23 protein-coding genes and 1 tRNA gene are annotated in these 25187 nt (G+C 64.4%); 13 read left to right on the top strand and 11 right to left on the bottom strand.

Going from position 1 to position 25187, the window contains the following annotated elements; all coding sequences use genetic code 11:
- Window positions 1–126: 126 nt before the first annotated feature.
- Both GEV01_RS28020 and GEV01_RS28015 read left to right on the top strand, forming a co-directional pair.
- The gene (locus tag GEV01_RS28020) at window positions 127–2469 is read left to right on the top strand and encodes a S9 family peptidase (RefSeq protein ID WP_152809414.1); all 2343 of its coding nucleotides are present in this window, start codon (window positions 127–129) and stop codon (window positions 2467–2469) included.
- Between the two features lie 9 nt (window positions 2470–2478).
- A complete protein-coding gene (locus GEV01_RS28015; RefSeq protein WP_152809317.1) occupies window positions 2479–3798 on the top strand; it encodes an alpha-amylase family glycosyl hydrolase in 1320 nt (439 codons plus the stop codon).
- A 19-nt stretch (window positions 3799–3817) separates the two neighbouring features.
- On the opposite strand, the gene GEV01_RS28010 is transcribed toward GEV01_RS28015, so the two are convergent.
- A complete protein-coding gene (locus tag GEV01_RS28010) occupies window positions 3818–5218 on the bottom strand; it encodes a M20/M25/M40 family metallo-hydrolase (RefSeq protein ID WP_152809315.1) in 1401 nt (466 codons plus the stop codon).
- Between the two features lie 122 nt (window positions 5219–5340).
- Here GEV01_RS28010 and GEV01_RS28005 point away from each other — a divergent pair.
- The 6 genes from GEV01_RS28005 to GEV01_RS27980 all read left to right on the top strand — a co-directional run bounded on the left by GEV01_RS28005 (window position 5341) and on the right by GEV01_RS27980 (window position 9195).
- A tRNA-Phe gene (locus GEV01_RS28005) sits at window positions 5341–5416 on the top strand.
- Window positions 5417–5426: 10 nt separating this feature from the next.
- Entirely contained in the window at window positions 5427–6146 is a 720-nt protein-coding gene (locus GEV01_RS28000) for a TetR/AcrR family transcriptional regulator (protein WP_152809313.1), read from the top strand.
- 110 nt (window positions 6147–6256) lie between these two features.
- Window positions 6257–7015, top strand: coding sequence for a CPBP family intramembrane glutamic endopeptidase (locus tag GEV01_RS27995; RefSeq protein WP_152809310.1), 759 nt, complete (start codon window positions 6257–6259; stop codon window positions 7013–7015).
- Between the two features lie 168 nt (window positions 7016–7183).
- On the top strand, window positions 7184–7864 hold the full coding sequence (locus GEV01_RS27990; RefSeq protein ID WP_217428516.1) for a hypothetical protein: 681 nt from the start codon (window positions 7184–7186) through the stop codon (window positions 7862–7864).
- Window position 7865: 1 nt separating this feature from the next.
- Window positions 7866–8162: a winged helix-turn-helix domain-containing protein gene (locus tag GEV01_RS27985; protein ID WP_152809306.1), complete on the top strand. Its 297-nt coding sequence runs from the start codon at window positions 7866–7868 to the stop codon at window positions 8160–8162.
- A gap of 40 nt (window positions 8163–8202) precedes the next feature.
- Window positions 8203–9195 (top strand): alpha/beta hydrolase family protein, encoded by a 993-nt coding sequence (locus GEV01_RS27980; RefSeq protein WP_152809304.1) that lies wholly within the window; start codon window positions 8203–8205, stop codon window positions 9193–9195.
- A gap of 42 nt (window positions 9196–9237) precedes the next feature.
- Here GEV01_RS27980 and GEV01_RS27975 read toward each other — a convergent pair whose 3' ends face one another.
- Window positions 9238–10194 carry an MYG1 family protein gene (locus tag GEV01_RS27975; RefSeq protein ID WP_152809302.1) on the bottom strand — a complete coding sequence of 319 codons (957 nt, stop codon included), beginning with the start codon at window positions 10192–10194 and terminating at the stop codon, window positions 9238–9240.
- A gap of 67 nt (window positions 10195–10261) precedes the next feature.
- Window positions 10262–11872 (bottom strand): sensor domain-containing diguanylate cyclase, encoded by a 1611-nt coding sequence (locus GEV01_RS27970; RefSeq protein WP_152809300.1) that lies wholly within the window; start codon window positions 11870–11872, stop codon window positions 10262–10264.
- A 139-nt stretch (window positions 11873–12011) separates the two neighbouring features.
- Here GEV01_RS27970 and GEV01_RS27965 point away from each other — a divergent pair, with 139 nt between their 5' ends.
- Entirely contained in the window at window positions 12012–12197 is a 186-nt protein-coding gene (locus tag GEV01_RS27965; protein WP_152809298.1) for a hypothetical protein, read from the top strand.
- 50 nt (window positions 12198–12247) lie between these two features.
- Here the strand turns inward: GEV01_RS27965 and GEV01_RS27960 are convergent, their stop codons facing one another.
- The 4 genes from GEV01_RS27960 to GEV01_RS27945 all read right to left on the bottom strand — a co-directional run bounded on the left by GEV01_RS27960 (window position 12248) and on the right by GEV01_RS27945 (window position 16322).
- Window positions 12248–13195, bottom strand: a complete 948-nt coding sequence (locus GEV01_RS27960; RefSeq protein WP_152809296.1) for an alpha/beta fold hydrolase — start codon at window positions 13193–13195, stop codon at window positions 12248–12250.
- A 122-nt stretch (window positions 13196–13317) separates the two neighbouring features.
- Window positions 13318–14145 carry a LytR/AlgR family response regulator transcription factor gene (locus GEV01_RS27955; protein ID WP_152809293.1) on the bottom strand — a complete coding sequence of 276 codons (828 nt, stop codon included), beginning with the start codon at window positions 14143–14145 and terminating at the stop codon, window positions 13318–13320.
- The gene (locus GEV01_RS27950; RefSeq protein WP_152809291.1) at window positions 14087–15238 is read right to left on the bottom strand and encodes a sensor histidine kinase; all 1152 of its coding nucleotides are present in this window, start codon (window positions 15236–15238) and stop codon (window positions 14087–14089) included. Before GEV01_RS27950 ends, GEV01_RS27955 begins: the two co-directional genes overlap by 59 nt.
- The gene (locus GEV01_RS27945) at window positions 15228–16322 is read right to left on the bottom strand and encodes a histidine kinase (protein WP_152809290.1); all 1095 of its coding nucleotides are present in this window, start codon (window positions 16320–16322) and stop codon (window positions 15228–15230) included. Before GEV01_RS27945 ends, GEV01_RS27950 begins: the two co-directional genes overlap by 11 nt.
- A gap of 225 nt (window positions 16323–16547) precedes the next feature.
- On the opposite strand from GEV01_RS27945, the gene GEV01_RS27940 reads away from it, so the two are divergent.
- The 4 genes from GEV01_RS27940 to GEV01_RS27925 all read left to right on the top strand — a co-directional run bounded on the left by GEV01_RS27940 (window position 16548) and on the right by GEV01_RS27925 (window position 19686).
- A complete protein-coding gene (locus GEV01_RS27940; protein WP_152809288.1) occupies window positions 16548–17102 on the top strand; it encodes a PEP-CTERM sorting domain-containing protein in 555 nt (184 codons plus the stop codon).
- A 248-nt stretch (window positions 17103–17350) separates the two neighbouring features.
- Complete coding sequence (locus GEV01_RS27935) at window positions 17351–17959, top strand: TetR/AcrR family transcriptional regulator (protein ID WP_152809286.1); 609 nt, start codon at window positions 17351–17353, stop codon at window positions 17957–17959.
- 84 nt (window positions 17960–18043) lie between these two features.
- Entirely contained in the window at window positions 18044–19201 is a 1158-nt protein-coding gene (locus GEV01_RS27930) for an iron-containing alcohol dehydrogenase (protein ID WP_152809284.1), read from the top strand.
- Window positions 19202–19266: 65 nt separating this feature from the next.
- Window positions 19267–19686 (top strand): YidB family protein, encoded by a 420-nt coding sequence (locus tag GEV01_RS27925; RefSeq protein WP_235914612.1) that lies wholly within the window; start codon window positions 19267–19269, stop codon window positions 19684–19686.
- On the opposite strand, the gene GEV01_RS27920 is transcribed toward GEV01_RS27925, so the two are convergent.
- From GEV01_RS27920 to GEV01_RS27905, 4 genes are all read right to left on the bottom strand, one after another.
- On the bottom strand, window positions 19687–20226 hold the full coding sequence (locus tag GEV01_RS27920; RefSeq protein WP_152809282.1) for a DUF2058 domain-containing protein: 540 nt from the start codon (window positions 20224–20226) through the stop codon (window positions 19687–19689).
- Window positions 20227–20300: 74 nt separating this feature from the next.
- Window positions 20301–22901, bottom strand: a complete 2601-nt coding sequence (locus GEV01_RS27915) for a TonB-dependent receptor plug domain-containing protein (RefSeq protein ID WP_152809280.1) — start codon at window positions 22899–22901, stop codon at window positions 20301–20303.
- Window positions 22902–23182: 281 nt separating this feature from the next.
- Window positions 23183–24229: a LacI family DNA-binding transcriptional regulator gene (locus tag GEV01_RS27910; protein WP_328595649.1), complete on the bottom strand. Its 1047-nt coding sequence runs from the start codon at window positions 24227–24229 to the stop codon at window positions 23183–23185.
- A complete protein-coding gene (locus GEV01_RS27905; protein WP_152809278.1) occupies window positions 24208–25050 on the bottom strand; it encodes a polysaccharide deacetylase family protein in 843 nt (280 codons plus the stop codon). The genes GEV01_RS27910 and GEV01_RS27905 overlap by 22 nt, the downstream gene beginning before the upstream one ends.
- Between the last annotated feature and the right edge of the window lie 137 nt (window positions 25051–25187).

Genomic DNA, 25187 nt, shown 5'->3' with positions numbered 1-25187 from the left:
ATAAGCATTACAGTTCGCTGGAGCTTGGGCTAGAATCCGAAACGCGCTGCGATCCGGCGCCCCTGTTCACCCAACCTCAAAGCGAAACTACCGATGCGTTTTGTCTTGCCTTTTTTAGCCGCCGCCATGGCCGGCTCGTTCGCCGCCAATGCCGGCGCCGCTGCTACCACCGCAACCCCGATCACGCTGGACCAGGCGATGGCCAACCCCGACTGGATCGGCAATCCGGTTGAAGCGGCATGGTGGGGCTGGGACAGCCGCCAGATCTACTTCAAGCAAAAACGCGCCGGCTCGCCGCTGCGCGACACCTTCCAGATCGCCGGCGCCGCCGCCAAACAAGTCGATGATAAACAGCTGGCCAACCTCGACACCGCCGCACCGATCTACAACCGCGACCACACGCGCGCCATCCTGCTGCGCAACGGCGACCTGTTTGAGCGCGACCTGAAGACCGGCGCGCTGACGCAAATCCTGCGCGGCACCACGCCGGCCGCCGACCCGCAATACTCGGCCGACGGCGCCCACGTGCAGTTCCGCGTCGGCAGCGACTGGTTCAGCTGGAGCCGCGCCGAGCGCCTGGTGTCGCCGGTCGCGCTGCTGCGCACCGCCAAGGATCCCGACGCCGCACCGGACGCCGACAGCCGCCGCGACCTGCAACTGCGCCTGCTGTCCACGCTGGCGCGGCTGAAGGAAGAAAAGGATGCCACCCGCGACCGCCGCAACGCCGAACGCAGCGCCGACGCCACCCGCGCGCCGCTGCCGGTCTACCTCGGCGAAAAACTCGTCATCGACGCCAGCTCGCTGTCGCCGGACGGCCGCTACCTGCTGGTGATCGCCAGCGCCAAGGACGGCGACAAGCGCCGCGTCGGCAAGATGCCCAAGTACGTGACCGAATCGGGCTACGAAGAAAGCGACGACGAACGCAAGCGCGTCAGCGACACCGGCCCGCAGGCGCAGCAACTGAAACTGGTTGAACTGGCTACCCGCAAAGTGACCGACATCTCGTTCGACACCCTGCCCGGCATCGGCGTCGATCCACTGGCCGAGCTGCGCGCCGCGCGCAAGCTCGATGCGCTCAAAGGCAACCGGGGCGTGCGCTTCGAAAGCCGCGAAGAATCGATACGCTGGACCGACAACGGCGCGCAAGCAGCCGTGATGGTGCAGGCGATCGACAACAAGGACCGCTGGATCGCCGGCGTCGACCTGGCCGCCGCCAAACTGCAACCGCTGCACCGCCTGAGCGACGCCGCCTGGGTCAACAACCGCGGCAACGACTTTGGCTGGCAGCCGGACAACCGCACGCTGTGGTACCAGTCGGAGGAAAGCGGCTACGCTCACATCTACCTGCAGACGGCCGACGGCAAGGCGCGCGCCCTGACCTCGGGCAAGTGGGAAGCCAGCGACATCGAATGGAACGCCGACGGCAGCACCGCCTACTTCCTGTGCAATCCCAAGCTGCCGGGCACCTACGAGGTGTGCTCGACGTCGGCCAAGGACGGCGCCGTGCGCGAGCTGACCTCGCTGGGCGGCGTGGAAAGCTTCGCGCTGTCGCCGGACGGCCGCAAGCTGCTGGTGCGCTACTCGACTTCCTACATGCCGACCCAGATCGCCACCGTCGCCAGCAGCGGCGGCGCCGCCACCCAGCTGACCGACACCCGCAGCGCCGCCTTCAAGGCGCGCGAGTGGATCGCGCCGCAGATCGTCGCCGTGCCGTCCACCCACGGCGCAGATCCGGTATGGGCCAAGCTGTATCGCCCGGCCACGCTGGAAGCGGGCAAAAAATATCCGGTGGTGATGTTCGTGCACGGCGCCGGCTATCTGCAAAACGTCAGCAAGCGTTATCCGGTCTACTTCCGCGAGCAGATGTTCCACAACCTGCTGGTCGAAAAAGGCTACATCGTGCTGGACATGGACTACCGCGCCTCGCTCGGCTACGGCCGCAACTGGCGCACCGCCATCTACCGCCAGATGGGCCATCCGGAACTGGAAGACTACGTCGACGGCTTGAACTGGATGGTGGCCAACCAGCAGGGCGACGCCAGGAACGTCGGCATCTACGGCGGCAGCTACGGCGGCTTCATGACCTTCATGGCGCTGCTGCGCGCACCGGAGCAGTTCAAGTCCGGCGCCGCGCTGCGCCCCGTCACCGACTGGACCACCTACAACCACGAGTACACCGCCAACATCCTCAACACGCCGGAGCTGGACCCGGAAGCGTACAAGATCTCGTCGCCGATCGAATACGCCGACAAGCTGCAAGGCAACCTGCTGATCGCCCACGGCATGATCGACGATAACGTCTTCTTCCAGGACTCGGTGCGCATGGCCCAGCGCTTCATCGAACTGAAGAAAGACAACTGGGAACTGGCGCCGTATCCGCTGGAGCGTCACGGCTTCGTCCACCCGGAGAGCTGGTACGATGAATACCGCCGCATCTATCAGCTGTTCGAACGGACGCTGAAACAATAAAGGAGACCCATGAAAAAGCTTGCCACCCTGCTGCCGCTGGCCGCGTTGTCCGCGTCATTGTTTGCGCCGCTCGCGGCCCATGCCGAAACCGGCTCGGTGAAGCACCCGGCCTGGACCCGCAGTTCGAATATCTACGAAGTGAACCTGCGCCAGTACAGCAAGGAGGGCACGCTGAACGCCTTCGCCGCCACCCTGCCGCGCCTGAAGCAGATGGGCGTGGACATCGTGTGGCTGATGCCGGTGCATCCGATCGGGAAGAAGAACCACAAGGGCACGCTGGGCAGCTACTACGCGGTGCAGGACTACAGCGCCGTCAATCCGGACTACGGCAGCATGGACGACCTGCGCAAGCTGGTGAAGCAGGCGCACGCGCTGGGCATGCATGTGATCCTGGACTGGGTGGGTAACCACACGGCCTGGGACCATCCGTGGGCCACCCAGCATCCGGACTGGTACAAGAAGAACGACAAGGGCGAAATCCACTCCGTCACCTTCAAGAACGAAGCAGGCGAGATGGAGGAATGGACCGACGTGATCGGCCTCGATTACGGCAACAAGGAACTGTGGAAGGGCATGACGGACGCGATGGCGTACTGGGTGCGCGAGGCCGGCATCGACGGCTTCCGCTGCGACGCCGCCGGCCTGGTGCCGACCGAATTCTGGAACCAGGCGCGCGCGCAGCTCGACAAGATCAAGCCGGTGTTCATGCTGGCCGAGTGGAACGAGCCGGCGCTGCACGACAAAGCCTTCGACGCCAGCTACGACTGGCCGCTGAGCGAGATCATGAAAAAAATCGCCAAGGGCCAGGCCGGCGCGGCTGAATTGAAAGGCTATCTGGCCAATCCGCCGAAAGCCTATCCGCGCGACGCCTACCGCCTGCAGTTCACCAACAACCACGACCTCAATTCCTGGCAGGGCACGGACAAGGACTTGTACGGCCCGGCCTACGGCGCGATGGCGGTGCTGAGCTACACCCTGCCCGGCATCCCGCTGATCTACAACGGCCAGGAAGCGCGGCTGGAGAAGAAGCTGGAGTTCTTCGAAAAAGATCCGATCGACTGGAAGAGCTACGAGCTGGAAGGCTTCTACGCCGGCCTGAATCAGCTGAAGAAGGAAAACCCGGCGCTGTGGAACGGCGCCAGCGGGGGCGCGGTGCAGCTGCTCGATGTCGGCAACGAGCAGCTGTTTGCCTTCAAGCGCCAGCAGGGCAAGAACACCGTGCGCGTGATCGTCAACCCGACCGCCACGCTGCAGAAGTACAAGCTGGCCGGCGATGAAGGCCAGGCCGTGCTCAAGCCCTGGCGCTGGCGCATCATCGTGCCGGAGTAAGGCCCGGCTTTAAGCTGCACTATTCCGTGGCCAGCCGCTTGCCGAGGCGGTACAGGTATTCCTGGCCGTCGTACAGCGACTTGACGCGGATATGCTCATTCAAGCCATGCGCGCCGCTGCCTTCCGGGCCGGCGAACATGCCGCTGATGCCGTAGGTCCAGATGCCGCCGCTGTTGAGGAAACGGCCATCGGTGCCGCCGGTCGACATGGTCGGAATCACCGGCACGCCCGGCCACATATCGTTGCTGATCTCTTCCACCGCCTTCATCAGCGCCGGCGTCAACGGCGGCATCGGCGCGCTCAGGCCTTCGCCGATGCGGGTGATCTTGATCTTGTCGTCGGCCACCACGCGCTGCAGCGTCGCCTGCACTTCATCGACCTGCTCGTCCGGCAGGATGCGGCAATTGACCGTGGCCCGCGCGCGCTGCGGCAGCGCGTTGTCGGCGTGGCCGGCATCGACCTTGGTCGCCACGCAGGTGGTGCGCACCGTGGAGTTGTGCACCGGGCTGACCGCGTACAGGCGCTCCAGCGCGGCCGCATCGGGTGGATCGCTGAGGATGGCCTTCATGTCGGCGGCCACCTGGCCCTTCTCCACCGCCGCCATGCGCTCGTAGTAGGCGCGCGTGACCGGCGACAGCTTGAACGGGAAGGCGAACTGCCCCAGGCGCGACAAGCCTTCGGCCAGGTGGTAGATGGCGTTGTCGCGATACGGCGCGGAGCTGTGGCCGCCGGGGTTGGTCACTTCAAGCTGGAAGGTCTGGTAGATTTTTTCGCCGGCCTGGATGCCGTGGCGTACCGGCTTGCCGTCCTTGTCCAGCAGGCCGCTGCCGCCTTCGTTGAGCGCGATCTCGGCGTCGATCAGGGCGCGGTGGTGGTTGAACAGGTACTCGGCGCCGTCGAATTTGCTGGGCACCATTTCCTCGTCACAGGTCAGCGCCATGACGACGTCGCGTTTCGGCGCCAGCTTTTCTTTTTTGTAGCGGATCATATTGGCGACGAAGGAGGCGGCCATGGCCTTGTCGTCGGACGAGCCGCGCGCGTAGAACATGCCGTCTTCCTCGATCAGCTTGAACGGATCGCGCACCCAGTCGGCGCGGTTGGCTTCGACCACGTCGATGTGGGCCAGCAGCAGCAGCGGCTTCTTGCTGCCGTCGCCCTTGATACGCGCCACCAGGTTGCCCTTGGTCGGGCCGCCGGGCGGCACGATCAGGTGCAGGTCGGCGTCCTTGTAGCCGGCGGCTTTGAGGCGCTTGGCCATCTTGTTGGCCGCCACCGTACAGGAGCCGGTGGAGTTGGTGGTGTTGGTTTCCACCAGTTCCTGGTAAATCTCGCGCATCTGCTTTTGCACCGGCGTCAGTTCCGCGCCGTGCACCGCGCCCGCCACCGCCCATCCCGCCACCAACCAAGTCGCCCGCTTCATAGTGTCCCTATCGAGGTCATGCCAAAGCGACTAAATTTATACCCCGACATTGTTACTGTCAATAAAAGTTGCACCGTCCCCTTGCCAAACCCTGGGGGGCGTCTGCTATAATTGCGGCCCTTGGCCTGGTAGCTCAGTTGGTAGAGCAGAGGATTGAAAATCCTTGTGTCGGTGGTTCGATTCCGCCCCGGGCCACCAAGAATAAAAAGTGAAAACGCCGACCCGTGCAGGTCGGCGTTTTTCGTTTCCGGTGCTGGAAATCCTCGTACCCGGTCAATTTCCGGTCTTGATTTGCCGTGCAGCTTCGACGCCCTTTCCAGGGACATTGAATCGCTCTTTTAAAAAAGATGCGCATGAAGCGTTCGCTTCATGTACCATTCGCTTCATGAGTCGAAAAAATGAATTGCGCGACAAAGCGCTGGATTATTTCCTCGAGCACGGACTAGCAGAACTGTCGCTAAGACCACTGGCCGACGAAATTGGGACCAGTTCGCGTTTACTGATTTACCACTTTGAGTCCAAGGAAAAACTGATCGCCGCTGTGATGGAGGAGGCGCGTTCACGCACTCAGCGATCATTTGCCGAGTTATTAGAACAGGCAGATCAGGACGCTGGGTTACGGGTTTTTTGGGGATGGGTGACAGACCCGAAAAATGTTGGGTGCGCCCGGTTGCTGCATGAAGTGCAGGTTCTGGCATTGAGAAAGCCCGAAATTTATTCGCAATATCTGGATAACGCCAGCGTCAGCTGGTTGAACGTCATTGAAAGCAGAATTCCCAGGTCGCCGAACAGCCGTGCGATCGCCACATTGTGCGGCGCTGTGATCGACGGTCTGCTGCTCGACTATATGAGCACCGGTGACCTGGGGCGCACTACCGATGCCTTGAATATATTTGATTCGCTGCTGCAGGGAAACGCGAGCGAGTAAGGAGGCGTAAAGCTCTTCCTGGTGAAATTACTTCATTACCTGATGTGCCGAACGATAGTCCGATCGCGTCAAAGCGATCTACCTTAATCCAACGCAGAGGCTTAGCCAATATGAAGAGCAACAGCAATTACTTAGCTCCCGTCGACACCTCGAAAAACGATTCAAATAAATTGCTGGCGTCGCCCAAACATACCCTGGGTTTGATGGCACTCATATTGGCGATCACCATCGCCGGAGCGTTCAATGCTTCGCGTAGCGGTGGTGGTGGTGGTGGTCATTCAAGTGCGCCTGCCAGCTCGATGCAAATGATCAGTGTTTTCCTTTTTATGATAGGCGTAGAGTGGCTGTGGGTATTTTCCATTTACAAAGGCATGAAGAATTATGCCAGTTCGATTTGGGATTTCCTCGATCGCAAGGGCTTCGTCCCCAAACAGCTGGCGGCCGATGTCGCATTCGGCGCACTGGCCCTGGTATTGATCTACGTTTGTAGCAAGGGTGTACACAGCGTTTTCGATCCTGTCGTGGCGACGTCGGACGCCAACCCGATATTGCCTTCGCGACCAGAGGGATTTGTCCCCGTTGCATTGTGGGTGTGCCTGTCCATGAGCGCAGGGATATGTGAAGAGATCGTGTTTCGCGGCTACCTTCAGAGGCAGTTGACGGCCTTCACTGGCAATGCGGGCATCGCGATCGTGGCGCAAGCGGCCATCTTTGGAATCGGACATGCCTATGAAGGCGTTGGCCCCGTCATCGCGATCATGGTGCATGGATTGGTACTCGGCCTGCTCGCTCACTGGCGTGGCAATATTCGCGCCGGAATTGTTCAGCACTCTGCCTGGGATATCCTGGCGGGATTGAAGATGCTGTAAACGCAAAAAGGGCTGGGGAGCCAATGCTCACTGCCCCTGATCTGTACTGCTGTATTCGCGGTAGGCCGTGCGGGATTCGAACCTGCGGCCAACGGATTGAAAATCCTTGTGTCGGTGGTTCGATTCCGCCCCGGCCACCAAGAACAGTGTCAAACAGAACGCCAACCCATGCAGGTTGGCGTTTTCGTTTCCAGGTTTCGCAATCTCCACGTCCCGGTCTATTTCAACAGCATGCGCGTCGCCGCTTGTGCGCAAATACTCTGCATGATAGAGTACTCTGAATTAATAGGGATAAACTCGATGACAATATCAAAAGAGCAGGCGGAAAGCGCACTGCAGGATTTGGAGCACGCGGGCCATCGCAGCGCGACGCTGTACAAATACACGAAGATATCGCCCCACTTGATACTCTGGGGTTGCGTGTGGATGGCGGCCTACGGTTTAAGCGACGCCTTGCCTGCCGAAGCGGGACTGATATGGCTGATCGCGAACAGCGTCGGCGCAGCCCTGTCGATCTGCATTGCGCGCGCCAGCGGCTGGGCCGGCGGCAAAGAGCATCGGCGCATCGGCGCCGTCCTCCTCACCCTCGTGGCTTTCACGATGGCGACTTTTGCGATCTTGCCGCCGCATTCGGGCAAGCAGATGTCCGCCTTTGTTCCGCTGCTCATCGCCACCGCCTATGTCCTTCTTGGCATCTGGCACGGCAGACGACTCGTGATCCTGGGCGCACTCATCGGCGCCCTCACCTTGCTCGGCTTCTTCCTGCTGCACAGCCACTTCAATTTATGGATGGCCACTGTTGGCGGCAGCGCCCTGATACTGACCGGCGCATGGCTGAAGCGGGTGTGACATGGCCCAATTCAACGACATCATCCACCAACCCGTTCGGTTAAAAATCATGGCGACGCTTAAAGCCCTGCCGCGCGGAGAGCAACTTGAATTCGTGCGTTTGCGCGCGATCGTGGAGGCCACAGAAGGCAACCTCGGCGCGCATATCGGCACCCTGGAAAAAGCCGGCTACGTCATGGTCGAGAAAGACTTTATCGGAAAAAAACCGCGCACGCGTATCGCCATTTCCGCCAGCGGAAGAAGCGCATTTGACCAGCATGTCGCCTATCTGCACGGCATTCTGGGCATATCGGGATGACGCTACATTTTATTGCTGCTGCTTTCCTTGGGAACCATCCATGAACAACTTGAAATCAACTGTGTTTTCTGCCGTGACGGCTCTGGCCCTGGTACTTACCTCCACTTGCGTCCATGCTGCCGGATTCCAGCACGGATTTGCCGTCGATCCCAGCGGCAAGCCGCTGGAGATTGGCATCTGGTATCCGAGCCAGGCCACACCGCAGTCCATGGCCATGGGAGCGACAACGATGTCAGTGGCGTTCAACGGCGCCGTCGAAGGACGGGCCTTGCCCTTGGTGGTGATGTCGCACGGCACCGGTGGTTCGTACCTGGAGCACTACGATACCGCCATCGCCCTGGCTGACGCGGGCTATGTCGTTGCGGCCGTCAGCCACACCGGAGACAACTATGCCGACCAGAGCCGCAGCATATACATCATGGATCGCCCCAAGCAAATGAGTCGTGTGATAGACCATATGTTGTCAAGCTGGGACGGCCACGCCACCATCGACTCAGCTCGTATCGGGATGTTCGGATTTTCCGCCGGCGGCTTTACCACGCTGGCAAGCATAGGCGGGCTTGCAGATTTCTCCAAGGTGGGGCCGATGTGCCGCGAGCATCCGGAAGATTTTGCTTGCCAGCTGATGGCGAAGACCGGGGCGGCCGGTGTCGCGCTGCCCGATACCAGCCCTGTGCAAGATCATCGCATCAAGGCTGCGGTTGTGGCGGCTCCGGCGCTGGGGTTCACGCTCTCGCCGGACGGCCTGAAAAACGTCAAGATACCGGTGCAGCTCTGGCGTGCCGAGGATGACGTCCTGCTGCCGCATCCTCGTTACGCCGAGGCAGTTCGTCGGGCGCTCCCGGAAGTGCCGGACTACCACGTGGCGCACAAAGCTGGCCATTTTGACTTCCTGCCGCCTTGCAGCGTCGCACTTGCGAACATCGCCCCCGCCATTTGTAAAAGCGCCCCTGGCTTTGACAGAGCAGCGTTTCACCAAACATTCAACACTGCGGTGGTCGATTTTTTCGGCAAAAATTTGAAACCGAATTGAGATGGTTCGATTTGCGCGAAAAGGGCTCGACCGCCCCGCCGCCTAGCCCGCGCCGCCTTTGCCGACGTCCTGCAGCGCCAGCGCCGCCAGCGCGCGTATCCCCTCGTATGACTTGGCCGAGGCGATAAACCTGCCGTTGTGGCAAAAGCCGGCATCCGGCACGCCGGTCACCGCCGCCAGCTCGGCATCGCGCAAGCCCGCCCATGCTTCAGGCAAATCGGCCCGCGCCTCGAAACTCTCGGCGCTGACCGAGACGGTATGCAGCATGTGGCGTTGCTCGGCCAGGTTGTGGCTGATGACGAACAGCACCTTCGGCATTTCCTTGCGCACCACCTGGCCCCACGGCAGCGCGCCGTTTTTCAGGAACAGCACCTGGCCGCCGTCGAGCAGCTCCGCCTGCCGGACTTGCTCCAGCGCGAGCAATGCGCCAAGCCGGTATCTCACGGCATTGAGCATGACGTCGGTCAGCACGTCCATCGCGCGGCGGAACTGGGCCATGCGGTAGGCATCCGCCGCCTCGCCGTAGCCCAGCCTTTGCTCGTCCAGCCAGTTGGTGTTGTAGCCCGAGATCACGGCCGAGAGACCATAGCCGCCCGGTGCGCTCTTCGCCGCCCCCACGTCCGACAAATCGAGGTACTGCACCACGTCCGCATCGATGCCGTAGGCGATCTCCCGCGCCTTGTCGTCCGGCAGCTGGTGTCCGCCATGCGCCAGGGCCAGCGCCGCGACGCAGCGCGCGCCATATTCCCGCCATACCAGGCCGGCGCTGGCATACGGCACGCCGCTCTGCCGTGCTCCGTCGAAGCCTTTTTGATGGTGGTCGAAGCGGCCGGTGGCCGGGTCCCAGATGCCGCCGACATCGACGGCAAAGTCGGCCGCTTCAATCGCCGCCGGGTCGCGCGTCCGGATAATGTCCGCGTCCGGGAATAATACCTTCAGTACGGCGACCGCCCACGCGTCGTCCGCGTGAAACTTGCCGCTGTGAGTCGCTATGATCATGCCTGGTCCTATCGTTGAAACGACCGCCATGATATACCTTCGCGGCTCGCCTTAGTGCCACAGCAGGTCAACTCCGCGAGCAAGCGAACACCGGCGCCGCCTGGCGCCCGCCATCATCGCCGCCTGAACACACCCGGTTGCGCCCCTGCGACTTGGCACGGTACAGCGCCTGATCCGCAGCCTTGACCAGATCGACCGGCTCGGTCTCGAAGCGCACCGGCGCGAAGGCTTCGACGCCGGCGCTGACGGTCACATGGCCGCTCACATTGCCGTTATGCTGCAGCTCCAGCGCCTCGATGGCCGCCCGGATATTCTCGGCCACCGCGATGGCGCCCGCCACATCCGTCCCCGGCAGCAGCACCACCAGCTCCTCGCCGCCATAGCGCGCGGCCACATCGCCCGGCCGGTGCTTCTTGTCGGCCACGACCTTGCTGATCGCCTTCAAACATTCGTCGCCGGCCGCATGGCCGTAGAGATCGTTGTACTGCTTGAAGCAATCGACATCGATCATGATGAGCGCCAGCGAACTGGCGCTGCGCATGGCCCGGCTGAACTCGTTCTTCAGCGAGGTGTCGAACTGGCGGCGGTTGGCCAGCCCGGTCAAGCCATCCTGCATGGCCAGCCGCTCCAGCGTCTGGTTCAATGTCTCCAGCGAATTGCGGGCGCGCACCAGTTCCGCTTCGGCCAGCGTCCTCAGTTGTATCTGGCGCACCAGCCGCAGGCCCAGCAGCGCGATCGCCACCACCAGCACCACCGCGCCGCCGCCGAACAGATAGGCGTCGGCACGCCACGGCGCCAGCACCTCGGCCTTGGACAGCGCGGCCGAGACCACCAGCGGATACTGCTCCAGGCGGCGGTAGCTGTTAATCCGCGTCACGCCGTCCTGGGCCGACGTGAACGTGACGGTGCCGACCGGCGCCTTCGGCAGGTAGTCGCGGAACAGCGGCAGCCTGGAGATATCCCTGCCCAGCGATTTTTCGCTGAACGGCCGGCGCACCAGCACGATGCCGCTGTCGAGCGCCAGGAAGATCGCCCCCTCCTCGCCGATATTGAAGCGTTGAAAATATCGCTGGAAGTAATCCATGTCGATGGTGGCCAGCACCACGCCGGCAAAGGAGCCGTCCGGCCGGTCGATGCGGCGCGACACCGTCACGATCCAGTCGCCGGTGGATTTGCTGCGCACCGGCGGGCCGATATGCATGCCCCGGTAGGCGTGCTCGCGGTGGTAGATGAAGTACGCGCGGTCCGAGTTGTTCTGATTGCGCAGCAACACCGGCTGCGCATTGACCAGCCAGCTGCCGTCGGCGTCGTAGACAAAGATGCCGTGCAGCTGCGGCAGTTCCGCGACGCGGTGCACCAGCAGCTCATGGATGCGGCCGAGCTCGGGCTCCGACCTGCCATCGTGTTCGAGCCGCTCGACCAGGCCCACCAGCACCGTGTCGGCTTCCTTGATCGTGTCGTAGGCATGCTGGGCCACGGCCTCCGCCAGGTTGGCGGAGGCCGCTTCCGATTCGGCGATTTGCACGGTCCGCGCATGCACGGTGAGCCAGGCCTGCATGCCGATCAGGGAAACGCACACCAGCACGACAAAGACGATGGCCAGCAACATCAGCGGCAGGCGCGGCGGCACAGGGGCTGGCAAGCCTGCGATGGGCTCCGAAATATCGCCGGACATCATGGGATCACCTCTACACATCAGCAGACAGGCAAGGCATCAAGTATGGGCGTTTTATGGCGCGGGAAAACTCTCGAATAATCACGCTGTCCGGGTGTAAGATGGCCTCATACATGAGATCGCTCGCCAGGGGAGAAGCGCAATGGCCGGGGAGCTGTGGATGTCGATCCCGCGCTTCGACGAACAGCCGCTGGTGCCGGTGTTCGCCGACGCCTTCGGCACCGGTGGCCTGGTGGTCCGTCTGGAACGTGACGGCAGCGGCAAGATCACCGGCATGGTGGCTTACGGCGGCCGCGCCAACGGCATGAAGCTGGTGCGCCGCGGCTGATTGCCCTGCCCGCCCCCAAGGCCCGCCTATGCCGGCGGGCCTTTTTTCGTTCAGCGGGCCAAGAAGTCCAGTATCAGCTCGCTGACCTGGCGCGGCTGTTCCAGCATCATCCAGTGGCCCGCCCGGTCCAGCCGCTGGTAGCGCCATTTGCCCAGCACCTCGCTACCCGAGGCCTGCATCTGCTCCTCGGTCAGATAGTGGTCCTGCTCGCTCCAGACGCCGGTGACGTCGGCGCGCACCTTCGGCAGCGGCTGCGGCGGCGTGCCGTCCGGCGCCGGCATCACCGGCTTGGAATTGGCGCGGTACCAGTTGAGCGCCGCCGTCAGCGCACCCGGCCGCGAGAAGTGCACGATGGCCGCGTCGATATCGCCCTCGTTGCGGGCCAGGCCGCGCAACAGCGCCCAATCGTTCTTGCGCAGCTGCGCTTCGGCCACGCCTTCGAACTGGAAGAACAAGCCGTACCAGGATTTCTCGCGCTGCTCGATGCTGCTGAACTCGGGCGTCCACGGCGCTCCCACCGACATCACCATCAAGCGCTCCACGCGGTCGGGGAAGAACGCCGCCAGGTACCAGGCCACGGCCGCGCCCCAGTCGTGGCCGACCACGCGCGCCTGCTGGATTTTCAGCACATCGAGCAGGCCGACCACATCGCCCAGCACCTTGTTGATGCTGTAGTCGGCGACGTTGGGGAAGGTCGGCGCATCGCCGTAACCGCGCAGGTCCGGCGCGATCACGCGGTAGCCGGCGCGAACCAATGGGGCCACCTGCTTGCGCCATACGCGGTGCGAGTCAGGAAAGCCGTGCAACAGCAAGACGACAGGCCCTTTGCCGACGTCGAGTACGGGGAAATCGAGATTGTGGACACGCACGGTCTTGACGCTGCTTTCCAGCGATCTGTCGACGTCCTGCGCCACCGTCTGCGCGGACGCGTTCATCGCGACGCAAGCGAAAACCATGCAGGCGATGCGGGCCAGCATGCCGATAACGATCTTGTTCATCTTGGTGATCCTCCTGTGGTAAGCCGTAAGGTCTGCGAAGCTTGCCACGAAGGTAAAACTGCCGGCTATGTGTATGTGATCAATTGGGCAGGATTTGGGATGAACCGGCCGCCGCCCCCCGTTCAGGCAAACAAGGTCTGCACCTGCTTGAGGTAACTGGCGCTGACCCGCACCGTATCGCCCTGCGCCAGCCGCACTGCGGGAGCGCCGTCGCTGTCGCTGCGCAGGCCGACGATGGCGCACTTGCGCACCACGGCGGTACGGTGCACGCGGACGAAGTCCTGCGCCGGCAAGCGTCCGGCGATCGCCGTGATGGTGGTGCGGTGCAGGACCACGCGCCCGGCCAGGTGCAGTTCGACGTAGTTGCCGGCCGCGCCTATCCACTCGATGTCGTCCACCGAAACGCGCTCCAGGCCGCTGGCGGTGCGCACCACCAGCTGCTCCAGCAGCGGCGCGGCCTGCGCCGCCTCGTCGGCCGCGCGGTCGCGCAGGTAGTCGTGCACGGCGCCGTTCAGCTCGGCCTGCTGGTTCAGCTCCAGCATCTGCGCCGCGCGCCTGAGCATGCGGTCGAAGCGCTCGTCGTCGAAGGGCTTGAGCACATAGTCCAGCGCGAAGATGTCGAAGGCGCTCAGCGCATGCTCGTCGTAGGCGGTGGTGAAGACGATCATCGGCGCGGACGGCTGCCGGCACAATTCGCGCGCGAATTCCAGGCCCGACTGGCCGGGCATCTGGATGTCGAGCAGCACCAGGTCGGCCGGCGTCGCCTTCAGCTGGATGCGCGCCTGTTCGCTCGAACGGCACGACGGCAGCATGCGCCAGTGCGGCCGCCGGGCCAGCAGCCATTCCAGGTTGGCGACCGCCGGCAGCTCGTCGTCGACGATCAGGACCGTCCTAGGCCGCTTGCTGGCCGTCGGCGGGGAAACGCAGTTCGATAGTGTAGTGGTGTTCATCGGCGTCTATGTGAAGGTCGGCGCGCTGCCCGTACAGGATGGCGAGGCGTTCGCGCGTCATGGTCAGGCCCAGTCCATGGCCGGCGCGCGCGCCCGCCAGGACCGGGTTGGTGATGCGCAGGCAGACCATGCCGTCGGCACAGGCCAGCGCGATATCGATGCGGCATTCCAGTTGATGCGGTTCGACGCCGTGGTGCACGGCGTTTTCCGCCAGCGGCTGAAACAGCAGCGGCGGACAGGCGTGGCGTCGCCAGTCGCGCTCATCGACCGTCCAGTCCACGTGCATGCGGTCGCCGTAGCGCAGGCTTTGCAGTTCGAGGTAGGCGCGCAGGAAGTCGAGCTCATCGGCCACGCTGGCCGGCCGGCCATGGCCCGCCGCCTGCGCGTAGTGCAGCAGCTCGCCCAGGCGTTGCAGGGCGCGGTCGGCCAGCGCGGCATCGGCGGTGCGCACCAGCGCGCTGATGCTGTTGAGCGCGTTGAACAGGAAGTGCGGCTTGAGCTGCCCTTGCAGCAGGCCCAGGCGCAGTTGCAGGTTTTCCGTGTGCGCGCGCTGCGCCGACCATGCCTGCTGCCGGCCGCGCCGCCACGCGCTGTACGCGGCCTGCGCCAGGAAAGCCAGGCTCACCACGAAGATGTTGTACCACCAGGTCAGGTGTCCGAGCTGGGACAGCATGGCGGGGAAATCGCGCCACGGGCGGCCGTCGCGCAGCAGCACGATCAGCAGGTCGACGCCGGTGAGCAGTGGCAGGAAAACCGCTATCGATACAAAAAATGCCAGCAGCAAGCGGGATGGCCGCAGCATGGCTTCCTGCCGGCGGTGGAACACCAGCGCCAGCACCCAGCTGTTGAGCACCAGCGGCAGGTATTGCAGCGCCAGGCCTGCCAACAGATGGCCCAGTGCCAGCGTGCGCCCGCTGTGGCTGGCGTCGGCGGCCCTGGCCAGCGCTTCCAGCAGCGCCAGCACCTGCCAGCCCAGCAGGATCGTCAAACATGGCCGCCAGCCGCGCAGCGCGCGCGCAGCCGATCGGGCCTGTGCAGCCTGTGCAGACGCAGTGCGGATCGGCTGCGCGGCGATGGCGAGGTCAATCGTCATGCAGCGACACCGGATAGGACAGTCGGATATGGATGGTGTCGCCGTCGGTCTGCGAGGCCAGCGTGGCGGCGTCGCCGTACAGCATGGCCAGGCGTTCGGCCAGCGCGGCGAGCGCATCGCTGCGGGCGCTGTGTGCACCGCCGGCGTAGCTGACCTCGGCCAGCACCCACGGTCCGCCGTCCGCCCGCTGCGTGACTATGTGCACGGCCAGCCGCTGCGGTTGCGTCGCCAGCGCCCGCTCCAGCATCGGGAACAGCAGCAGCGGCGGACAGCGGTAGTCGGCCCAGTCGGCGTCGCCCAGCTGCCATTGGACCGCCAGGCCGGCGCCGTGGCACAGACGCTGCAAGTCGACATAGTCGCGCAGGAACTCGATTTCATCGGCGACGCTTTGCCAGTCCGAGCGGCTGGCGCGCAGCGCATAACGCAGCAGGCCGCTCAGGCGGACCAGCGCCCGTGTCGCCTGCTCGCGCAAGCCCTCGCGGTTCAGCTGGCCGATGCCGGCCAGCGCGCTCGACAAAAAATACGGCTCCAACTGTCCCTGCAGCAGACGCAGCCGCAAAGCCAGATTGCCCTGCCGGGCCAATTGCCAGGCCAGCGCCTGCGCCTGCCCGTGCCGCCAGGCGCCGTACGCCAGATGCGCGCCGAACGCCAGCGTCAGCACCAGCGCATCGAACCACCAGCTGAGCACGCTCTGCTGGCCAAGCAGGACCGGCAGCGCGGCCAGCGGCCTGCCGCTGAAAAGATTGTTGATCGCGCTGTGCCAGATGCTCAGCAAAGGCAGGAAGACCAGCAGCACCGCCCCGTAAGCCAGCAGCAGTTGCGACAGCTGCTGGCGCCTGAACCCGGCGCGATCAAAGCCGACGGCCAGCACCAGGCTGACCGCGCTCAGCGGCAGATGCACCACCACAAAGCGCAGCAGCGTCGCCGCAAACGCCGCCGGGACGACGGCATGGCGCGCATCGCCATAGCTGGCCAGCGCGCCCAGCACCGCCAGCAGATTCCACGCCAGCACGGCAGCGGCCCACGGCGGCAGCCACCCGGGCGGGCTGGCCGGGCGGAGCTGCATGACGGGGATGGCAGGCATACTTGGCATTCCCGCAGGATATGCAAATGTTGCCATTTAGTCCAGCAAATCGTGCCGGCTACCGCCCGCACGCTTGGCGAAATCCGCTCCCTATCCCGCTAAATCTGCACAACTGGCGTAAACACAACTTGCATTCAATTATTTCAATTGTTTTGTGCAAGTCGCCGGGGTAGCCTGCCGTTCCAGTCTCGGTATTTCGAATAAAAACCAACTAAAAGGGAACCTATGAACTTCGTTAAACGTCTCAGCCTTGCACTCGTTTTCTGCGCCGCCGGCAGCGCCAACGCCGCCCTGGTCGATGCCCCGGTGGCCAGCAACGCCTACATCACCGTCAACAATCTGGATTGGGCGTGGGCCTTCCCGCTGCCCGCCGCCGACGGTCTCGACCTGTCCTTCCAGTCGCAATTCGGCTGGCGCCTGCCGACCGCGGCGGAACTGCTGAACGCGCCCAAAGCCACCGACTTCATGTTCACCGGCGCCAACGTGCCGCTGGGCGGCACCGACCCGCTGACCGGCGCCTACTTCGCCGCCGCCAATGCCGACCTGACCGGCGCGGCCGCCTGCGCCACCGCCTACTTCAGCAATTCCTTCAGCCACTGCGACTGGCAGGACGGCGGCGGCCAGCCTTTCGGCCCATGGGCCGGCGTGCCGGGCGCCCACGGTTTTGCCGACCAGCTGGTCGTGCGCTCGGTGCCTGAAGCCGACACCTACGCCATGCTGCTGGCCGGCCTGGGCCTGCTGGGCGTGGTCGCGCGGCGCCGCAAACCGGCACGCGGCTAGACGCCAGGACCAGCTGCGGGCTAATGCCACCGCAGTCATTCCCGCGAAAGCGGGAATCCATGCACTGCATGCATTCCCTCCGTGCTGAATTTGCTCCTCAGGCATGCTATGGGCTCCCGCTTTCGCGGGAGCGACGGAGCTTGCTTAGCCGCCCGCGCGGGCGCGCTGCAAGCCGGCCAGATAACGCGACAGCGGCGCGGCAACGCCATTCCAGACGACTGGTCTAATTGTGCTATCATGGCGCCACCATGACCACAGAACACCACAACGTCCGCCAGCACATCCTGGACACGGGCAAGACCATCATCCTCGGCAAAGGCTTTGCCGGCGTGGGCTTGAACGAGATCCTGACGGCTGCCGGCGTGCCCAAGGGCTCCTTCTACCACTACTTCAAATCCAAGGAACTGTTCGGCGTGGCGCTGCTGGAAGACCATGTCGAGCAATACCTGGCGCGGATCGAACGCCTGCTGGGCCAGCAAGGCCAGAACGCCGCGCAATCGCTGCTGGACTACTGGGCCAGCTGGGAAGACCGCAGCGCCGGCTACAGCGATTGCAGCTGCCTGGTGGTCAAGCTCGGCAGCGAAGTGGCGGACATGTCGGAAGCCATGCGCAGCGCGCTGCTGGACGGCACCAACCGCATCGTCGCCCGCCTGGCCGACGGCATCGTCCAGGCCGTGGCCGAAGGTTCGCTGCCGCCCACTTCCGACGCCGCCCACACGGCGCTGGCCCTGTACCAGATGTGGCTGGGCGCCGCCATGCTGACCAAGCTGCGGCGCGAACCGAGCGCGCTGCGCGCCGCGTGGCGGGCCACGGTCGCCATGCTGGGCCTGCCGCCGGACACGCGGCCGCGCCACTGACACCCCATCCCAGGCGCGGGCCTGTCGCCCGCGCTCTTTTTTTACGACATTAACTAGACGACCAGTCTAATAACAGGAGCTAGCATGAAGAACTTTGAATTCCACAACCCGACCAAGATCGTCTTCGGCGCGGACACCATCGCCCAGCTGTCCCGCCTGGTGCCGGAAAGCGCCCGCGTGCTGATCCTGTACGGCGGCGCCAGCGCGGAAAAGACCGGCACGCTGGCCGAGGTGCGCACCGCCCTGGGCGCACGCGTCGTCAAGGAGTTCGGCGGCATCGAGCCCAACCCCAGCTACGAAACCCTGATGCGCGCCGTCGACCAGGTGCGCCGCGACGAGATCGACTACCTGCTGGCGGTGGGCGGCGGCTCGGTCATCGACGGCACCAAGTTCGTCGCCGCCGCCGCGCTGTACGACGGCGAACCGTGGGAGATCGCCCAGAGCGGCGGCGCCAAGGTGCGCCGCGCCCTGCCCTTCGGCGCCGTGCTGACGCTGCCGGCCACCGGCTCGGAAATGAACAACGGCGCGGTGGTCACGCACAAGGCCACCCAGTCCAAGCTGCCGTTCCGCAGCCCGCTGCTGTTCCCGCAGTTCTCCGTGCTCGATCCGGCCAAGACTTTCACGCTGCCGGCCAAGCAGGTGGCCAACGGCCTGGTCGACGCCTTCGTCCACATCGTCGAGCAATACCTGACCTACCCGGCGCAGGCGCCGGTGCAGGACCGCTTTGCCGAAGGCCTGCTGCAGACGCTGGTGGAAATCGCCCCGCAGGCGCTAGCCGAACCGGACGACTACGATACCCGCGCCACGCTGATGTGGACCGCCACCCTGGCGCTGAACGGGCTGATCGGCGCAGGCGTGCCGCAGGACTGGGCCACCCACATGATCGGCCACGAGCTGACCGCGCTGTACGACATCGACCATGCGCGCACGCTGGCGCTGGTGCTGCCGTCGCTGCTGGAAGTGCAGCGCGAGACCAAGCGCGCCAAGCTGCTGCAATACGGCGCCCGCGTCTGGGGCATCCGCGACGGCAGCGAAACGCAGCGCATCGACGCCACCATCGCCCGCACCCGCGCCTTCTTCGAGGGCCTGGGCATACCGACCCGGCTGTCGGCCTACCACCTGGGCCAGACGGCGGTGGAGGCGGTGCTGGAGCAGCTGTCCACGCACGGCATGACCAGCCTGGGCGAGCACCGCGACATCGACCTGGCGCGCAGCCGCCGCATTCTGGAAGCGGCGCTGTAAGCCGCTTGCCCTGCCCTTGATTTAGTGCAAAAATGACATTTCGATCGCCGTACCCACCGGAGAACATGATGAGCTTACTGGATCAATTGGCAGGACAGGTACTGGGATCGCTGGGAGGCGGCCAGCAGGCCGAGGGGCAGCAGGGGAACTTGCTGTCGGGCGTGATGGCGATGATAGACAACGCCGGCGGCGTGCCCGCCGTGCTGGAGCAACTGAAAAACAGCGGCCTGGCGGACCAGGTCATGTCGTGGATAGGCACGGGCGCCAACCAGGCCATTTCCGGTTCCCAGCTGGAGGCGGCGCTGGGCTCGGATCAGCTGCAGCAGATCGCCGGCCAGGCCGGCATCGATCCGTCGCAGGTGTCGTCCGGCCTGGCGCACCTGCTGCCGCAGATTATCGACCAGCTGACGCCGCACGGCGAAGTGCCGGCCGACGGCCTGCTGGCGCAAGGCCTGAACCTGCTCAAGGGCAGGCTGGCCGGCTGATTACCACATCAGATCGTCTGGGATCTGGAAGGCGGCGTAAGGATCGTCCTCTTCCACGGTGGTGGTGCTCTTGTTGACGCGCACCACCATCGCCGCATCGCGCTCGGCGATCTTGTCGGCGATCACGCGCGGCACCAGTTCGGCCACGCCGTTCAGCACCACGATCACCAGGCGGCCGGCCACCAGGTGCTCGCGCACCGCCGCCGTCACGAACATGCGCTCGATCTTGCTGCCGTGCGTGTAGTTGTAGGCGATATCGCCGTTGCGGCCCTTGTCCTGGCGGTTCTGCTGCACCATCTGCGCGATCTGCGCGACGATGGCTTTCTGCTGCGCGGCGGCGTCGCGCTGCGCGTTCAGTTCGCGGTTGCGCTCGGCCAGCTTGCGCTGCGCTTCCTGCGCGGCCAGCTTGGCCTCGTCCACGGACTGCGTGCCGGAGCGGCGCTCTTCCTTCTTCTGCTTGCTCTTCTCCTGATTGGCCACCTTGACCTTGTTCTTGGCAACCAGGCCGGCCTTCAGCAATTGATCTTGTAACGAAACCATGTGTACCACTCCATAAAAAAGGTCCGCCGCCCCTTGCGGGAACGGCGGACCCCATTATAGCTGCGGCGCCGCGCTTAGAAGCGATAGTTCAGCGAAGCGGCGAAGGTGCGGCCCAGCTGGCTGAACTGCGAACCGTCGTAGGTCACCATCGAATAGCGGCCGTTGAAGGTCACCAGGTTGGTCTGCGCGTCGTACGGCGTCATGCCGGTCGTCGGGTCCACCACTTTGCTGTCCAGGATGGCCTGGCCCTTGGCGTTGCGGGCATTGAAGTGCCAGCTCGGCGCGGTGTTGAACATATTGTTGATGTTGAACGACAGCGTGGTGCTAGGCGTCAGCGCGTAGGTCACGGCGAAGTCCGTCACCATCTTGGTCTTGAACGCCACTTCCAGGTTCTCATCCATGCCGGCGTTGCGGAAGTGGGTAGGACCGAACACGGTGTTGTTCAGCGACAGGTTCAGCTGCTTGTAGTCCCAGTCCGCGCCGACGATGGTCTTGAACTTCGGACGCGAGGTGAACATCAGCGCTTCGGTGGTGGCGTTCAGCACCGACTGGCCGGCCGAGGCGATCAGGCCCGGGTTGTTGACGGCGCCTTCACGCTCGTTCTTCAGCGACAGATTGCCCGACAGGTTCAGCGTCACCTTGCCGTCCGCGAAAGGAATGTTCTTGCGCGACGCCACGTAGTCGAGGCCTTCGGTGCGGCTGGTCAGGGCGTTGACGAAGAAGCTGGCCGAGACGATGCCGGCCGCGCCCAGTTGCGCGTCGAGCGGATTGGCAGGGTCGCCGGTCGGCTTGATCTCGGTGCTCAGGATGATGCGGTCCTTGACCTTGATGTTGTAGTAGTCGAGCGTGATGCTGGTGTTGTTGTCCGGCTTGAAGCCCAGGCCCAGCGTGATGTTGTTCGACTTCTCAGCCTTCAGCTTCGGCACTTGCAGCGAGGCCGCCGCGCTCGATACGTTGTTGACCAGGCCGGACACCTGGATGCCGCTGCCCGGCACGAAGGAGTACTGCGCCTTCTGCGTGTAGATCTGCGCCAGCGACGGTGCGCGGAAACCGGTCGAGGCCGATGCGCGCAGCGTGACCTGCTCGTTCAGCTTGTAGCGGGTCGAGGTTTTCCACACGAAGGCGCTGCCGAAGTCGGTGTACTTCTCGTAGCGGCCGGTGGCGTCGATCAGGAACACCGGCGAGATGTCCCAGGTGGCGCCGGCATAAGCGCCGTAGTTCGAGCGCGACGACGGGAAGGAGTTCTTGTCCGAGTTGCCGGCGTAGGAATCGGCGCCGCTGCCGTAGTAGGACGCCGGCTCGCCGGCCAGGGTTTCATAGTTCTCGTGGCGCAGCTCGGTGCCGGCGTAGAAGTTGACGTCCTTGTTCAGCTGCTTGGAGACGTCGCCGTTCAGCACCCAATGGCTGAACTTGACGCCGCCCGCATCGAAGCTGGTCGGCGACGGCGTGCTGATGATGTGGGCCAGGTAGTCCTTCTGCATGTCGCGGTTGAGCGAGTTGCTGACCGCGTAGGTCTGCTTGTTGCCGCCGTAGGTCAGGCTGACGTCGGCGTTCCAGTCGCCCAGCATGAACTTGGTGCCGCCGGTGGCGTTGTAGTCGTCCAGCGTGCCGACGAAGGTCGGCACATAGCCGACATACGTGTTCTGCGGCGAATGCAGCAGGCCGTAGTCGGTCGGACGCCAGTAAGGCGTGCGGTAGTTGGCGAAGGAATGGACCTTCTTGTTCACGTAGGCGGCGTTACCGTACAGGCTGGTGGTGTCGCTGAGGTCGTAGCGGGTGTTGAACTCGGCCTTGGCGGCGCTGGTGGCCGGCGAACCGTTGATGTTGCCGGCGTCCGGATGGGTTTTGACAAAGGCTTGCGCGGCCGCCAGCACTGCCGAGACCGGCACGCCATTGGCGGGGTCGCTGAAGTCGCTGGCCTCGCCGCGCGGATCGACCACGCCGGGACGGTTGGACAGGTTGACCTTGGAGACGTCGACCGTGTAGTTGAAGAAGCCGCGGTCGCCGCCCAGCGGCAGGCCCTGGTTGAGCGACACGCCGCCCATCTTGCCGTCGCTCTGGTGGGTCATGCCGGTGCGCACGGTGGCCGAGCCGCCTTCCGCATTGTCCTTCAGGATGATGTTGACGACGCCGGCGATCGCGTCGGAGCCGTACTGGGCCGAGGCGCCGTCGCGCAGCACTTCGATGCGCTTGATGGCGTCAACCGGAATCGCCGAAATGTCGGCGCCGCTTTCACCACGGCCCGGCGAGGTCTGGGTGTAGATCAGCGCGCTGGAGTTCTTGCGCTTGCCGTTCACCAGGATCAGCACACGGCTAGGACCCATGTTGCGGATTTCGTAGGGATCGAGCAGCGAGGTGGCGTCGTTCACCGGGGTCTGCACGGTGTTGAAGGACGGCACGCGGAATTGCAGGGATTTATCGAGCGTGGCCTGGCCGGTCTTGCCGAGATCGCGCGCACCGATGATGTCGATAGGGACCGGGGTGTCGACCATGGTGCGCTGGGCGCCACGGCTACCGGTGGAAACAATCACCACTTTCTGGATATCGTCCGGCGTCGCATCGGCCGCGGCAGACTGCACGGCGGCGGTTTGAGCGACGGCGGTCGCCTGGGCTTGAGCCAGAACGTAAGGGCTGGCGGACAACAACAACGCTGCGAATGGAAAATTCTTCTTCATGTGCGATCTCTTTTGTTTTCGTGATGTTATAGGTGTCTGTTGTTGGTGCTACGGGTGCTCGGTGATGATTGTTGCTACAGGTGAATGTATAGACATCATTGTTGACCGTCTATTGTTTCCGGCAAATGTCAGCGTGAAACCAGATTCATGCTGCAAATTAACAACTACGAAACCGATTTTCCCGTGCCATTTGGTCATTGTTGCCAAGGCTGTACGAGGCGGTTGGGACGCGGGCCGGCGCCGCCGGGCGCCGGCCGCAGAGGGAGGAAGATGTGGCGCGCTCAGGCCTTGCGGCGGCGGGCGGGCTGGGTGGCGGCGGCGGCCGGGTTGGAGGCCAGCGAGGCGCGCAAGGTCATCGTCACCGGATAGCCGCGCGTGACGGGGCGCTGCAGGCCGTAGCAGCTGTTGAGCAGCGCGTTGATGCCGTTCTGCGTCATCTCGCGCCACGGCATGTGCACCGTGGTCAGGCGCGGCGCCGAGAATTCCGCGCTGGGCGTATCGTCGTAGCCGATCACCGACAGCTCGTGCGGCACGCGGATGCCGGCTTCCTGGAAGTAGGACAGCGCGCCCACCGCCATCTCGTCGTTGGCGCAGAACAGCGCGCTGCACGGCTGCTTCGAATCGATCAGCTCCTTGGCCGCCGACCAGCCGCCGGCCGGCGAAAAGTCGCGTTCCGTCACCCACAGCCTGGCGATGTCGACGCCGTTGGCGTGCAGCTCGTCGAGGAAGGCGTTGACCCGCACCACATTGTCCGGCAGGCTGGCCGGGCCGGCCACCACGGCGATCTGCCGGTGGCCGTGGTCGAGCAAGGTGCGCGCCGCCATCCGCCCGCCCAGCGTGTGGTCGACCGTGAAGCACTGGCCGGCGATGCTGTCGAAGCTGTGGTTCAGCACCACCATGTGGTTGTACTGCGGCCGCAGCGCGGCGATGTCTTCTTCCTGCAGCACATTGGTCATCAGGATCAAGCCGTCGCAGCCGCGCTCGATCAGGAACTCGATGCCCTCGATCGCCTGCTGGCGCGCGCCGCCCAGGCCGGCGCCGAAGGCCACCACCATGTGCAGGCCGGCGGTGCGCAATTCGTTGTCGATGATTTGCAGGATGGGCGTGTAGAAGGTGCCGCTCAGAACCGGGATGTACACGCCTATCATCTGGCTGGAGCCGGACAGCAGCGTGCGCGCCGCGTGCGAGGGGCGGAAGCCCAGCTCGTCGATGGCCGCCTTGACCCGCGCCAGCGTGGCCGGCGATACCGAGCCCTTGCCGCTGACGACGCGCGAAGCGGTACCCAGTCCTACGCCCGCGAGGCGGGCTACGTCTTTGATGGTGGCCACGGCTTGTGCTTTTTCACGTAGGTCATGATGTTGATGAAAGTGTCGGTCCAGTAGATCCGGCGGTGCGCGGCCAGGTAGCGGACCAGCTCCTCGTGCGCGGCCGACGACGTGCTCAGGTAATCGCCGCCCACGCCATGGAAGGTGAGGTTGACCATGCCGCCCTGCTGCGCCGCCCGCTCGACGATGGCGATCAGCTCCCGCCCGCTCAGGCCTTCCGGCGCCAGCACCGCCACCGCGTACGGATCGAGCGCCGCCATCGGCGCCGTCACGCCGTCGCCGCCGCCGGCCTTGATCGCCACGAAGGCCGGCGCGATCAGCGGCAGATAGTCGACGCCGCCCGCGCCGCCGGCCAGCCGGTCGCCGCAGGGCACGGTGTAGGTGCGCTCGCGCCGGCCGTCGATGGCGTGCAGCATGGCGTTGGCGGCCAGCACCTGGTCCTGCATCTGCGCGGCGCTGGTGGTGTCGAGGTTGCGGTGCGGCTGCACCCAGTCGTGGCCGGGCGCCGCCAGCGAGCATTGATGGAACAGGCTGTGGTTGCCCAGCTCGTGGCCATGCCTGGCCGCGCGGCGCCAGGCCGCCAGCCGCCGCTCGACCACCGGGCTCGACAACTGCAAATAAAAGCTGCCCTTCAGACCGTACTTGTCCAGCACCGGGATGGCGTGGTCGAGCTGGGAATCGAGGGCGTCGTCGTAGGCCAGGCTGACGGCCGCCCTGGCCCCGCGCGGCCAGCCGGTAGCGGGCTCGGCGGCCACCGGCTGGAGCAAGCCCAGCCAGACCGCGCCCAGCGTCGTCAAAGATCGGATAAAAGGTCGAGCATGCATGCAAAGTGTCTCTTTTTGGAAACGTTACCAGCCATGATGCGCGGCTTGCTTTCCTCTGTCAACGAAAACCGGGTGTGGCTTATGCGGCATTGCAAATTGACTTTGAATTTCGTTCGGTGCTATATTTGCCACACGAA

Source organism: Rugamonas rivuli (assembly GCF_009380165.1).
GTDB lineage: Bacteria > Pseudomonadota > Gammaproteobacteria > Burkholderiales > Burkholderiaceae_D > Rugamonas > Rugamonas rivuli.
The sequence above is the reverse complement of the archived record's forward strand: the minus strand, read 5'-3'. Positions and strand labels throughout refer to the sequence as shown.